The following is a 12,876-nucleotide window of genomic DNA, read 5'->3' on the forward strand; positions in this document are numbered from 1 at the left end:
CGTCGAGCGTGTCGAAGCGTCACTCGGCCAGCCGTACCAGGCGCAGGGCGACCTCGTAGGTCGCAGTGCCGTGAGCGGTGACATGGGCATCGCGCCGCTCGAGCAGCCGAGCGCGTCGCTCGGCGAGGTTGGGCCGCACGGGTCGGGCGACAGACCCGCACGTCGGCGACCGCGTGAGCGACCGCGCGGGACCCACGTGCGTACGCGTTCGCGGGCGTGGGCGCGAGACCTCTGGGGACGAACGAGTGTCGGCGGCGATCCGCGGCCCGACGAACCCGGCTATGCTCGCAGGCCCGCGACCATGGGCGCTCCCGAGGACGACAAGACCCGCGTGGAAGCTGCGCCGCGCCCGGAGGGCGACGACCTCCCGCGCAGGATCGGCCGCTTCCACGTGCTGGGCCGCCTCGGCGTCGGCGCGCAGGGGCAAGTGCTGCTCGGCTACGACGCCGACCTCAACCGCCGGGTGGCGATCAAGCTGCTGCGCGGCACCGGCGGGCCCGACGAGCGCGACCGCATGCGCCGCGAGGCCCAGGCGCTGGCGCTGCTGTCCCACCCCAACGTGGTCCAGGTCTACGAGGTCGGCGAGTACGCCAACACTCTGTACCTGGCGATGGAGTACGTGTCGGGCTCGACGCTGCACACGTGGGTCAAGAACCACTCGCAGCGGGAGATCCTCGGCGCCTATCTTCAGGCCGGTCGCGGCCTGGCGGCGGCCCACAGCGCGGGCCTGGTGCACCGCGACTTCAAGCCGCTCAACGCGATGGTCGGCAAGGACGGCCGCGTGCGCGTGATGGACTTCGGCCTGGCGCGCGGCGAGCTGGCGACGCGCAGCCCGGAGGAGAACACGGTGATGCGCGCGCCCACTGCGGTGCTGTGGAGCGGGGTGACCGAGGCGGGCTCGCTGATGGGCACGCCGGCCTACATGGCGCCGGAGCACTGGAACGGCGAGGTCGTCGACGCGCGCACCGACCAGTTCGCGTTCTGCGTGTCGCTGTGGGAGGGCGTCTACGGCGAGCGGCCGTACGCCGGCAAGAGCACCGAGGACTTCCGCGCGGTGATCCTCGGCAACAAGCGCCGCGAGCCGCCGGCCGCGGCCAAGGTGCCGTCGTGGCTGCGGCAGGCGATCGAGCGCGGGATGCAGGGAGATCCGGCGCAGCGCTGGCCGTCGATGGCGGCGCTGCTGGCGGAGCTCGAGAGCGGGACGCCGCGGCGACGGCGAAGGTTCGCGGCGGCGGCGTTCCTCGGGGTGGGCGGCCTGGTCGTCGGCGACGTGGCGTACGAGAACCTGCAGGCGCGCTGGCAGGCCGATGCTTGCTGGGACGGCGGGCAGGAGCTGGTGTCGCAGTGGGAGACCGCGCGCCCGACGGCGCAGGCGGCCTTCGTCGCGGCGATGCCGGCGCTCGGCGAGCGCACGTTCCGGCGCGCGGCGACCATCGTCGACGAGTTCACCGCGGGGTGGGCGAGCGCGAAGTCGAAGCTGTGCATGATGCCCCGCATCGATCCGCGCTGGTCGAGCGACCTGGTCGGCCGCGCCGAGGAGTGCCTGCTCGAGGCCCGCTGGGCGTTCGAGAGCACGCTCGAGCGGTTCGTCGCGGCCGACGCCGCCGCGGTGCAGCACGCGGTGGCGGCGGTGTCCGACCTGCCGCCGCCGACGACCTGCCTCGACCTGTCGTACCTGGCCCGTCAATCGCCGCCGCCGGCCGACGAGCAGGTGCGCGCCGAGGTGCTGCGCGTGCGCCAGGCGCTGCGACAGGTCCGCAGCCTCGGCGCGACCGGTCGCTTCCAGGAGGGCCTCGAGCAGAGCCGCAAGCTGGTCACGGAGGCCGACGCGGTCGGCTGGCGGCCGCTGTCGGCGCTGGCCCGCTTCCGCGCGGCGATGTTCGCCAGCGACGTCACCGACCTCGAGCAGGCCGAGACATGGCTCGAGGAGGCGATGGTGCTGGCGGCGGAGACCGGCCAGGACTCGCTGCTCGCCGACATCGTCACCGGCATGGCCGACGTGGTCGGCGGCCGCATGGCCCGCCACGAGGAGGGCCTCCGCTGGGCCAAGCTGGCGCAGGCGATGACAGTGTCGCTCGGCGAGGCCGACACTGTCCGCGGCACCTGGGTGCTCAACATCCTCGGCCTCATCTACCTCGACCGCGGCCAGCTCGACGAGGCCGAGGAGGTGATGGAGCAGATCCTCACCATCGTCCGCGAGGAGCTCGGCGTCGACGAGCTCGAGATGGCCGGCCCGCTCAACAACCGCGGCAACCTGCACTACCGCCGCGACCGCCTCGAGGACGCGCGCGTCTGCTACCAGCGCGCGCTCGAGCTGTTCGAGCGGATCCTCGGGCCCGAGCACCCCGACGTCGCGCTGGCGCTCGGCAACCTGGCCCGCCTCGCGCTCGACCGCGGCGACCTCGACGGGGCCGAGCGCCTCGGCCTGCGCGCCCTGGCGATCCGCGAGCAGACCAACGGCGCCGAGAGCCTCGAGGCGTCGCACGCCCAGCAGGACCTCGGCAACATCTACCGCAGCCGCGGCGAGTCGGCGAAGGCGCTCGAGCTGCTCGAGCGCGCGGCCGTCGGCGCGGCCAAGGCCCTCGGCGCCGAGCACCCCGAGGTCGGCTACGCGCTGCTGAGCCTCGGCGAGCTGCACGTCCAGCGCGGCGATTTCGAGAAGGCCTCGCGCTTCTACTCGCGCGCGCTCGGCATCTTCCAGGCCTCCCGCGGGCCCGACCACCTCGACGTCGCGCCGGCCCTGACCGGCCTCGGCGAGGTCGCCCTCGGCCGCGGCCGTGTCGCCGAGGCGGTCCGCCACTTCGAGCGCGCGCTCCAGCTCTACGCCGCCAACGAACGCCCCCGCGACGCCGCCTGGGCCCGCTTCGCGCTCGCCCGCGCCCGCTGGACCCGCAAGGCGAGCCAGGCCGAGGCCCGCGAGCTCGCCCGCGCCGCCGCCGAGGAGCTCACCGCCCTCGGCGCCGCTGCCGACCGCGCCGAGGTCGACGCGTGGCTGGCCGAGCGTGGCAAATAGGACATTTTTAAAAAAGAACTCGCCCGCACCCGCCGGGCCCGCGAGCGGACCCGAGGCCCGCGAGCTCGCCCGCGCCGCCGCCGAGGGGGCTCACCCCTCGGCGCCGCTGGCGATCGCGCCGAGGTCGACGCGTGGCTGGCCGAGCGTGGCAAATAGGACATGTTCTAAAAAACATGCCTCTCGGGGCATGTCGGTATGCGCCTGCTCGATCGGGCATGCCCGATCGAGCAGGCCGGCATGAACGCGGGTGCCGCGAGGCCGCGGCGGTTGCGGCTTGAAAGCGCCCCTCGGGCGCCTCGTGCCGTTCGCGGCCCGGCCGGCCGCGAGCTGGACGGCGATCCCGAACGACGCGTCGCGCTCGTGACCGATGAGGCCGGGTCCTGTGGCGGGCCACGGACGCCGACGCCGACGGTCGCCACGATCTGGTCGTCCTCGCGGGAGACTGTCCGCGCCTTCAGTCCGCCCGTGGCTCGCAGGGGGAGCTCGACGACCGGCTGCGTCTTCCGTCCGGCTCACAGGCGCGGCGGGGCGTGGCCGAGGCTGAAGTGGGGGATCTCGACGACCGCCATCATCTCGAGCAAGGCGACGATGTCGGGCGCCGACAGCATCAGCGGGCGGTGGGTCGGGCGGACGAAGCCCGCGGCGGCGCCGTGGTCGAGGAACGTGAGCAGGTGGTCGTAGTAGCCGCCGGCGTTGACCAGGCCGACGGGCTTGCGGTGGTAGCCGAGCTGCATCCACGTGATGGCCTCGAACAGCTCCTCGAGCGTGCCGAAGCCGCCGGGCAGGGCGACGAAGGCGTCGCTGAGCTGGGCCATCATCATCTTGCGGGCGTGCATGCTGTCGACCACGAACAGCTCGGTGAGGCCGTCGTGGCCGACCTCGACGTCCCTCAGCTTCTGCGGGATGACGCCGAACACCTGCCCGCCGGCGCGCAGGGCGGCGTCGGCGACCTCGCCCATGAGCCCGATCTTGCCGCCGCCGTAGACGACGCCGATGCCGCTGCGCGCGAGGTGCTCGCCGACGCCGCGCGCGACCTCGGCGAAGGCCGGGTCCGTGCCCTTGTTCGAGCCGCAGAAGATGCAGATCCGGCGGAATGTTCGCATCGTGCTCATGAGCGCTCGCGGGCTTCTTACCACGGGACCGCGCGATCGCTGGTATCGTGCGGTCGTGCGTCGCCCCCGCCCGACCGAGGAGTCTCGCGCCCGCGCGGCCCGGATCACCCAGGCCCTCGCCGACCTGCTGCCCGAGGAGCCGCTGGCCGCCGGTCCGACCGAGCCGGGCTCTGCAGGTGAACGGGGCCCCCGCGGCGGCGACTGCCCGGGCTGCGGCGAGCCGCTGCACCCGACCGCCGTCCGCCACGGGGTCGAGTTCGACGCCTGCGGAGCCTGCGGCGGGATCTGGCTCGACGCCGGCGAGCTCGAGGCGCTGACCTCCGGCCTCGACCCCGCGCCCGGGACCGGCGCCCAGAACGAGGCCGATCTGCGCGCCCGGGTGCCGGCTCCCGTGTCACGCGAGTCGGACGTCCGCTACCGCGAGTGCCCGCGCTGCCGCGAGGTGATGAACCGTCGCAACTTCGGGACCATCAGCGGGGTGATCGTCGACGAGTGCCGCCACCACGGCCTGTTCCTCGACGTCGGCGAGCTCGAGGAGGTGGAGGCGTTCCTCCGCGCCGGCGGCCGGGCCGTCGGCGAGGCCGCCCGCGCCCGCGCGACCGCCCGCAGCATGCCGCCCCCGCCCCCGCAGCTCGAGACATCCCGCCCGGTGGCCAACGAGAGCGTCGGCGCGTCGGCGGTCGACGTGCTGTGGAATCTGTTCTTCAACTGAATGGATCGGTGCATGCCCGAAGGGGCATGCTCAAAAGAGCATGTCTCTTCGGACATGATCCAGTGAACATGCGAGGCACGGCGCTCCGCCCCGGCCTCACGCGGTGCGGGCGACGCCGAGCTTCTTCATGCGGCTCTGCAGCGTCGAGGGCGGCACGCCGAGCAGCTCGGCGGCGCCGCCGGGGCCGTAGATCCGCCCGCGCGTGTGGACCAGGACCCGCTGGATCTGCAGGGCGGTCACCTCCTCGAGCGTGGCGATCCGGCCGTCGTGCTGCAGCGGGACGGCGGCGGAGGTGGCCTTGGGGGCATGCTCGATCGGCCCTGTCCCGGAGGGCATGTCCCCGAGTTCGAACGCCTCCGGGCCGAGGACGTCGCCGGAGGTGACGATCGTCGCGCGCTCGAGGACGTTGCTGAGCTCGCGCAGGTTGCCGGGCCAGGCGTGGGCGCGCAGGCGGGCGAGGCCCTCGTCGCTGATCCGCATGCCGCGCCGGCCGGTGCGCTGGCTCTGCTCGGCGAGCATGGCGGAGCACAGCAGCGGCAGGTCTTCGAGGCGCTGGCGCAGCGGCGGCAGGCGCAGGGGGAACACCGCGAGGCGATAATAGAGATCCTCGCGCAGGCGGCCGCCGGCGATCGCCTTCTCGAGGTCGACGTGGGTGGCGGCGAGGATCCGGACGTCGACCTTGACGCTCTTGTCGCTGCCGACCGGCTCGACCACGCCCTCCTGCACGACCCGCAGCAGCTTGGCCTGCAGCTCGATCGGCAGCTCGCCGATCTCGTCGAGCAGCAGGGTGCCGCCGTGGGCCAGCTGGAACCGGCCGAGGCGGTCGCGCGTGGCGCCGGTGAAGGCGCCGCGGGTGTGGCCGAACAGCTCGCTCTCGAGCAGCGAGGCGGGGATGGCGGCGCAGTTGATGGCGACGAAGGGGCGGTCGGCCCGCGCGCTCCAGCGGTGCAGGGCGCGGGCGAGCCGCTCCTTGCCGGTGCCGGTCTCGCCGAGGATCAGCACCGGCGTGTCGGTGGGGGCGACCTGGCGGGCGCGCGCCGCGACCGCGCGCACGGCCGGACTGACACTGCGCTCGAGCACGCCGTAGCCGGCGGCGACCTCGTCGAGCTCGCGCGCCCGCTCGAGCTCCGCCTCGCGCAGGTTCTCGAGCACGACGCGCCGCTCGGCGTTGTCGAGCGCGAGGCCGAGGATCTGCCCGTAGGTCTCGACCTGGTCGACGACCGACTGCGGGTAGCTCTCGCAGTGGGTGCGGTCGAGGGTGAGGACCCCGAGCGAGCGGCCGGCGGCGTGCAGCGGCACGACCATGCAGGCGTGACCGGGCGAGAGATCGAGGACGCCGTCGAAGGGATCGCCGTCGCCGTGGCGGTGATCGTCCTCGGTGAAGGCGCGGGCCCGGCGCGTCTCGAGCGCCTCGCGCAGGGTCGGGAAGCGCGCGAGGTCGATGCGGTGGCCGCGGACCTGGCTGGCGAGGTGACCGCGGGCGGCGCGGACCACGAGGCTGCCCTCGTCGAGGGTAAACACGGCTGCGAGGTCGTACGGGGCGATCCGGGCGACCCAGTCGAGGCCGCGGCGCAGTAGATCGTCGGTGTCCATGGGCGGAGTGTGGATCGCGCTGCACCGAAATGCCAGTGTCGAGCTACCGATTGGTCGGTGGGCCACCTGCGGGCCGGGGCCGCGCGACCCCGAGCGAGCGGACAAGTGTCTGGAATTGTTCAGTCTGTCGTTTGGTCCGACGCCTGCTATTGCACCCATGTCCGCGAGCGTTGCCGCTCGCCCAAGCAAAGCAGAGAGAGAGACCAGACCATGTTGACCGTAGGCGATACGTTCCCCCAGTTTGCCCTCCAGTCCGTCGTCAGCCGCGACAAGGGCAAAGAGTTCACGGAGATCAACGACAAGAGCTACCAGGGCAAGTGGCGGGTGTTCTTCTTCTGGCCGATGGACTTCACGTTCATCTGCCCGACCGAGATCGCCGAGTTCAGCCGCCGCAGCGGCGACTTCGCCGACCGCGACACGCAGGTGCTCGGCGTCAGCACCGACACCCACTTCGTCCACCTGGCGTGGCGCAACCACCACGACGACCTGCGGGACCTGAAGATCCCGATGGTCGCCGACACCAAGCGCGAGCTGTCGCAGGCGCTCGGCATCCTGCACAAGGACGGCGTGCCGCTGCGCGCGACCTTCATCGTCGACCCGGAGGGCATCATCCGCTGGGTGTCGGTCAACGACCTGTCGGTCGGCCGCAGCGTGCCCGAGGTGCTGCGCGTGCTCGACGGCCTGCAGACCGACGAGCTGTGCCCGTGCAACTGGCAGAAGGGCGAGGCGACCCTGAACGTGTGAGCCGCAGGGTCGCGGCGCGAGGAGAGGAGGACACCATGGCCAATACCGTCGAATCACTGCGAGAGTCGCTCCCGGAGGCCGCAAGGGACCTCAAGGTGAACCTGCAGAACGTCCTGCAGGAGTCGTCGCTGACCGCGGCGCAGCGCTGGGGGACGGCGGTGGCCTGCGCCATCGCCTCTCGCAACGCGACCCTGACCCAGGTGCTGGTCGACGCGGCGCGCGAACAAGTCGACGCGGCGACCATCGAGGACGCCCGCGCGGCGGCGGCGCTGATGGCGATGAACAACGTGTACTACCGGTTCAAGCACATGGTCGGCAGCGAGGACTACGAGAAGCTGCCGGCCCGCCTGCGCATGACCCGGATCGCCAAGCCGCACAGCTCGAAGCTCGACTTTGAGCTGTTCTGCCTGGCGGTGAGCGCCGTCTTCGGCTGCGAGCGGTGCGTCGTCTCGCACGAGAAGACGATCCGCGAGGCCGGCGGCACGGCGGAGCAGATCCACGACGCGGTGCGCACCGGCGCGGTCGTCCACGGAGTCGCAGTCGCGCTCGAGCTCGGCGTCTGAACGTTGTTCGCCTCGGCGCCTCGGGCGCCGGGCGCAGGCGGGCGGTGCGGGTGTGGCGATTTCGCCCCCCCGGGCCGCCCGCCTGTCTTTTGTGCTTCACCCGCACCTGCGGCTAAGGTGCGCGCCGCGACCTGCATCGGACCCGCCGCCCCGGCCCCCGCGAGGACGGCTGACGAGACGGGACCAGGTGGTGTAGGTTGCATAACCTAGCCCAACCCCTCCGCGCTCCCCCACGTGTCCAACGAGGATCAAAACACCGGCAATCGGCCTGGCGCCGGGATGACCGGCATCACGCCGACGTCGACCTCGCAGTACGAGGGCTACCAGGGCACGGAGCTGCCGCCCGGCACGGTGGTGACGGGCACGAGCCAGTTCGAGATCGTGCAGCGCCTCGGCGAGGGCGGGATGAGCAAGGTCTACAAGGCGTTCGACCGCCTGATGAACCGCTACATCGCCCTCAAGGTGATGAAGAACGACGTGCCGGAGTGGGCGCACCGCCACTTCCGCCGCGAGGCCCGCATGTGCGCGAGCTTCATGCACCACAACCTCGTGCACGTCAGCCAGGTCGGCACGGCCGAGGAGTTCGACGTCTTGTGGTTCGCGATGGAGTACCTGCGCGGCAAGGACGTCAGCTGGTTCATCGAGAGCGGCACGCCGATGGGCATCCCGGTGATCCTCGAGATCTTCTCGCAGATCCTCGACGCGCTGCGCTACGTCCACTTGCGCCGGATCGTCCACTGCGACATCAAGCCGTCGAACGTGTTCGTCACCCGCGACTCGCACGACCCGCTGCTCCGCGTGGTCAAGCTGCTCGACTTCGGCGTCGCCCGCGACCTGTCCGACCTGTCGTCGCACAACACGCACCACATCATGGGCGACCCCCGCTACATCGCCCCCGAGCAGACGATCCCCGGCAACTACATCGACCACCGCGCCGACCTCTACGCGCTCGGCATGACCTTCTTCGAGCTCGTCACCGGCGGCCGCCACCCGTTCGAAGACCTGTTCGACGCCCACCCGCGCGCGCTCCTGCAGGCCCACCGCGAGCGCGAGCCGCTGCCCGTCAGCCACTTCCTGTCCGACAGCGTGCCCGCCGTCAAGGCCCGGGCGATGGACGCGTTCTTCGCCAAGGCGTGCGGCAAGCAGGTCCACCACCGCTTCGCCGACGCGCTGCAGATGAAGGAAGCGCTGCTCGACCTGGCGAAGCTGAGCTGAAGGACATGTCCCTCCGGACAGCGAGGCCGGCGGAGAGAGCGTGACCGAAGGGACAGCCAGGCGTCCGCGCGGAGGCCTGACCGGCAGGACAGGCGGGCGAGGCGCCGGCGGAGAGAGCATGACCGAAGGGACAGCCAGGCAGACGGCGCTCGCCGAGGGGTCGTGTCGGTGAAGACGGCGGTGTTACCGGCCGACGATCCGGCCGCCATCGACCGCGCGGCCGAGGTGCTGCGGCGCGGCGGGCTGGTGGCGTTCCCGACCGAGACGGTCTACGGCCTCGGCGCCGACGCGCTCGACCCCGCGGCGGTGCGGCAGATCTTCGCGGCCAAGGGGCGGCCGGCGGACAACCCGCTCATCGTGCACGTGGCGGCGCCCGAGCAGGCGCGGGCGCTGGCGAGCGCGGTGCCGCCGGCGGCCGAGCGCCTCATGTCCTTGTGGCCAGGTCCGCTGACTCTGGTGCTGCCGCGCGCGCCGGTGGTGCCCGACGCGACCACCGCCGGGCAGGACACTGTGGCCGTGCGGATCCCCGGGCACCCGGCCGCGCTCGCGCTGCTGCGCGTGTGCGGCCGGCCGCTGGCGGCGCCGTCGGCCAATCGGTCGGGCCGGCCCAGCCCCACGACCGCCCAACACGTGCTCGCCGACCTCGACGGCGTGGTCGAGGTGATCCTCGACGGTGGCCCCTGCGCAGTCGGGCTCGAGTCGACGGTCGTCGACGCGACCCGCCCGGTGCCGATGGTGCTGCGCGTCGGCGGGCTGCCGGTCGAGGCCCTGCGGGCGGTCGTCGGCGAGGTCGACATGCTCTCGGGACAGGACCCGGAGGCCATGTCCCGATCGCCAGGTCTGCGTCACCGCCACTACGCGCCGCGGGCCCGGGTGGTGCTGGTCGGGCCCGGCGAGGCGGCCGCGATGGGCGGGCCGACCGTGGCGGTGATGAGCCAGCGGCCGCGGCCGCCCGGGTTCGTCGGCCGCTGGCGGACGATGCCGGCCGAGCTCGACGGCTACGCGCACGCGCTGTTCGCCGCGCTGCGCGAGCTCGACGCGCCGGAGGTCGAGACGATCGTGGTCGAGACCGTCCCCGAGGTCGGGCTCGGGCGGGCGATCGCCGATCGCCTGCGTCGCGCGGCCGAGCGCTGAGCGGGCCCGGTGGCGGGGCTTGACTGGAAGATGGTCTTCGGGACAGGTCGAGTCGACGAGCGAGTGTGCGAGCGCCGGCGGGGCGCGAGGGCGCCGTAGCGATCGCACCGCCGGTGACAGGCGAGCTCGGGCGAAGGGGCCAGTTTCTGGCCGCGAGCCGATGGCGTGGTGCGGGAGGACGCGCTCGGCTAGGCTCGACGAGGTGTTCGGCGGGAGCGCGGCGCGGGAGCGTAAGCGTCGGTTGAAGGCGACCGACTACGGGCGGTCCGAGGGCTGGGACGTCGTGCTCGAGGAGCGCGCGATCGCCTGCCTGAGCGAGCCTCGCTTCGAGGACATGTTCTGGATCAGCTACCGCGTCACGCCGCTCACGGACGACCCGGAGCTGGCGGCGCAGTTGCTGACGCCGGAGTTCTGGCGCGAGGAGAGCAGGCGGGGCCGGCTGCGCTATCGCAGCCGCGCGCTGGGAGTGTTCGCGCCGCACGCCTTCGCGTCGCTCGGCGACCACGAGCCGGGACGGGCGACGATGCGCGCGCTCTACCTCACCCCCGAGACGCTGGCCGCGGCGCTCCGCCTGGCGACTCCGTCGCCGGACGAGACGCTCGTCGAGCCCCGACCCGAGGGTTGGTTCGCCTGCGCGCGGCGTTGGCTCCGCGGTCGCGTGGCCGGGCGGCGGTGAGCGATGAACCGAAAGGACATGTCGTAAAGGACAGCATGAGTGCGAGTGCGAGTGCGGGGTTCACGCTCGTCGGCAAGCGTCGCTCCGCGGGGACGCGCGGGCCTTGTGCGCGTGTTCGCGCGCTGTTACGGTGAGATCGTGAAGCGGCCCGTCGCGCTCGTGTTCGCCTGTCTGCTCGCCTCCGGGTGCGTGGCGCCGGGGCTGAAGATGTTCGACTGGCAGCTGGAGACCAGCTCCTCGACCGGCTCGAGCAGCGGCGGCCCGGACACCGGGGTGATGACCACGACGATCGACGTCGACCCGGGCTCGGGCTCCGGGAGCGGCGAGACGACCGGCGAGACGACCGGCGAGTCGACGAGCACGAGCACGAGCACGAGCGGCGCGATCGAGACGAGCCGCGGCACGAGCGGCGAGGCGCCGGCGAGCTGCGGCGACGGGATCGTCGACGAGGGCGAGGAGTGCGACGACGGCGGCGCGGAGGACGATGAGGCGTGCGACGCGAGCTGCCGGCGTGAGCGCGTCGTGTTCGTCACCAGCGAGAAGCTCCAGCCTGACGAGATCGGCGGGCTCGAGTTCGCCGACGGGATCTGCCGCCAGCTGGCCCAGGCCGGCGATCTGCCCGGGTTCTCCACGTACGCCGCCTGGCTCAGCGATTCGACGGTGGCGGCGCACGAGCGGGTGTTCGCCGGAGAAGGCCGCTACGTGCGGCCCGACGGGGTGGTGGTCGCGGACAGCTTCGCGGCCCTGCTCGCCGGGCCGCTGCTGGCGGCGATCGAGATCGACGAGCACGGCCAGCCGGTCGCAGGCGCGGGCGCGTGGACGGGGACGATGCCCGACGGCACGGCCGTGCCGGGCGCGACACACTGCGAGGACTGGACGTCGGCGACGTTCGCTGACCAGTCGGGCTACTTCGGCACCCCCTCCGCGACCGACTCGCAGTAGACGTACGCGGCGGTGGCGAACCCGACGACGTGCCTCGACGCGGCCCGTCTCTACTGCTTCGAGGGGCAATGACGCCGATGAGGAAGACTCTACTCCTGGGTGTCTTTACGAGCATGTCCTTCGGGGCATGTGGCTGCACGGGCGAGGATCCGGGCGCGCCGGGGACAACTGCGAGCGAGCCGGGTACGAGCACCGCGGCGCCGGTCACCACGGGGGCTCCCGAGCTCACGAGCAGCACGAGCGATGCGCCGACCACCACGGCCGACCCGAGCGGGACCTCGACCACCACCGGCACCACGAGCGTCGAGTCGTACTGCGGCGACGGGGTCCTCGACGCCGGCGAGGCGTGCGATGACGGCCCCGCCAACGCCGACGACGGCGCGTGCACCCATCAATGCGCCGCCGCGGCGTGCGGGGACGGCCTGGTGTGGGCGGGCGTGGAGGCGTGCGACCTCGGCGACGGCAACTCGAGCGAGTACGGCGGCTGCGACAGCTGTCGGCTCGCGGCCCACTGCGGCGACGGGATCGTCGACGAGGGCCTCGAGGTGTGCGACATGGGCAACCTCAACGGGACCGGGCTCGGGACTGGTCAAAAGCCGCCATGCCGTGCCACTTGTACGTGGCAGGGCCGTCTGGTGTTCGTGACCAGCCAGGCGTACACGGGGGCGCTGGGCGGGCTCGACGGGGCCGACATCCGCTGCCGTGACCGCGCCAAGGCGGTCGGGCTCGACAACGCCAATACGTTCCGCGCGTGACTGTCGGACGGCGTGCAGTCGCCGACGACGCGCTTCGAGCAGATCGAGCTGGAGAAGGTGCCCTACATGCTCCGCAGCGGGCGGGTGATCGCGGCCGACTTCGCCGAGCTGGTCGACGACGGGCCGCGTGTCGGGATCTCCGTCGACGAGACCGGCGCGATGGTGACCGAGCAGTTCGTGTGGACCAATACCACCGGGCTCGGAGGCGTGCTCCACCCGGTCGACCATTGCGACAGCTGGACCTCGGCGGCCGCTCAGTCCGAGGCCATGCGCGGCCTCAACGGGCTGGCGGTCGAAATGGGCCCGGCGTGGGAGACGTGGCAGGCCGAGCGGCAGTGGACCGTCGCGCTGGCTTCCAGCTGCAATACGGAGCGGCGCCTGTACTGCTTCGAGGACGGGTACGTGGGCGAGGATTGA

The 12,876-nt window shown here is 72.5% G+C and carries 12 protein-coding genes; 10 read left to right on the plus strand and 2 right to left on the minus strand.

Annotated elements, in window-relative coordinates:
• Positions 1-301 precede the first annotated feature (301 nt).
• A complete protein-coding gene (locus O0S08_RS08785; protein WP_269038587.1) occupies positions 302-3,013 on the plus strand; it encodes a serine/threonine-protein kinase in 2,712 nt (903 codons plus the stop codon).
• Between the two features lie 512 nt (positions 3,014-3,525).
• Here the strand turns inward: O0S08_RS08785 and O0S08_RS08790 are convergent.
• Entirely contained in the window at positions 3,526-4,116 is a 591-nt protein-coding gene (locus O0S08_RS08790) for an LOG family protein (protein WP_269038588.1), read from the minus strand.
• A 64-nt stretch (positions 4,117-4,180) separates the two neighbouring features.
• Between O0S08_RS08790 and O0S08_RS08795 the strand changes: the two genes are divergently transcribed.
• Entirely contained in the window at positions 4,181-4,837 is a 657-nt protein-coding gene (locus tag O0S08_RS08795) for a zf-TFIIB domain-containing protein (RefSeq protein ID WP_269038589.1), read from the plus strand.
• A gap of 96 nt (positions 4,838-4,933) precedes the next feature.
• On the opposite strand, the gene O0S08_RS08800 is transcribed toward O0S08_RS08795, so the two are convergent.
• Positions 4,934-6,430 (minus strand): sigma 54-interacting transcriptional regulator, encoded by a 1,497-nt coding sequence (locus O0S08_RS08800; protein ID WP_269038590.1) that lies wholly within the window; start codon positions 6,428-6,430, stop codon positions 4,934-4,936.
• A gap of 210 nt (positions 6,431-6,640) precedes the next feature.
• Here O0S08_RS08800 and O0S08_RS08805 point away from each other — a divergent pair, with 210 nt between their 5' ends.
• The 8 genes from O0S08_RS08805 to O0S08_RS08840 all read left to right on the plus strand — a co-directional run bounded on the left by O0S08_RS08805 (position 6,641) and on the right by O0S08_RS08840 (position 12,876).
• On the plus strand, positions 6,641-7,174 hold the full coding sequence (locus O0S08_RS08805) for a peroxiredoxin (RefSeq protein WP_269038591.1): 534 nt from the start codon (positions 6,641-6,643) through the stop codon (positions 7,172-7,174).
• Between the two features lie 35 nt (positions 7,175-7,209).
• Complete coding sequence (locus tag O0S08_RS08810) at positions 7,210-7,737, plus strand: carboxymuconolactone decarboxylase family protein (protein ID WP_269038592.1); 528 nt, start codon at positions 7,210-7,212, stop codon at positions 7,735-7,737.
• A gap of 234 nt (positions 7,738-7,971) precedes the next feature.
• Positions 7,972-8,952, plus strand: a complete 981-nt coding sequence (locus O0S08_RS08815) for a serine/threonine protein kinase (protein ID WP_269038593.1) — start codon at positions 7,972-7,974, stop codon at positions 8,950-8,952.
• A 162-nt stretch (positions 8,953-9,114) separates the two neighbouring features.
• Positions 9,115-10,086: an L-threonylcarbamoyladenylate synthase gene (locus O0S08_RS08820; protein ID WP_276082590.1), complete on the plus strand. Its 972-nt coding sequence runs from the start codon at positions 9,115-9,117 to the stop codon at positions 10,084-10,086.
• 241 nt (positions 10,087-10,327) lie between these two features.
• Positions 10,328-10,762, plus strand: coding sequence for a hypothetical protein (locus tag O0S08_RS08825; RefSeq protein ID WP_269038594.1), 435 nt, complete (start codon positions 10,328-10,330; stop codon positions 10,760-10,762).
• Between the two features lie 138 nt (positions 10,763-10,900).
• Positions 10,901-11,704, plus strand: coding sequence for a hypothetical protein (locus O0S08_RS08830; RefSeq protein ID WP_269038595.1), 804 nt, complete (start codon positions 10,901-10,903; stop codon positions 11,702-11,704).
• A gap of 113 nt (positions 11,705-11,817) precedes the next feature.
• Complete coding sequence (locus tag O0S08_RS08835; protein WP_269038596.1) at positions 11,818-12,459, plus strand: hypothetical protein; 642 nt, start codon at positions 11,818-11,820, stop codon at positions 12,457-12,459.
• Positions 12,460-12,471: 12 nt separating this feature from the next.
• Positions 12,472-12,876: a hypothetical protein gene (locus O0S08_RS08840; protein ID WP_269038597.1), complete on the plus strand. Its 405-nt coding sequence runs from the start codon at positions 12,472-12,474 to the stop codon at positions 12,874-12,876.

This window comes from Nannocystis punicea (assembly GCF_026965555.1).
In the GTDB taxonomy this organism is placed as follows: domain Bacteria; phylum Myxococcota_A; class Polyangia; order Nannocystales; family Nannocystaceae; genus Nannocystis; species Nannocystis punicea.

Excerpts from the sequence above, each read along its gene's own strand:
- O0S08_RS08785 (WP_269038587.1), top strand. The coding sequence starts at position 302 with ATGGGCGCTCCCGAGGACGACAAGACCCGCGTGGAAGCTGCGCCGCGC.
- O0S08_RS08790 (WP_269038588.1), bottom strand. The coding sequence starts at position 4,116 with ATGCGAACATTCCGCCGGATCTGCATCTTCTGCGGCTCGAACAAGGGC.
- O0S08_RS08800 (WP_269038590.1), bottom strand. The coding sequence starts at position 6,430 with ATGGACACCGACGATCTACTGCGCCGCGGCCTCGACTGGGTCGCCCGG.
- O0S08_RS08805 (WP_269038591.1), top strand. The coding sequence starts at position 6,641 with ATGTTGACCGTAGGCGATACGTTCCCCCAGTTTGCCCTCCAGTCCGTC.
- O0S08_RS08810 (WP_269038592.1), top strand. The coding sequence starts at position 7,210 with ATGGCCAATACCGTCGAATCACTGCGAGAGTCGCTCCCGGAGGCCGCA.
- O0S08_RS08835 (WP_269038596.1), top strand. The coding sequence starts at position 11,818 with ATGTCCTTCGGGGCATGTGGCTGCACGGGCGAGGATCCGGGCGCGCCG.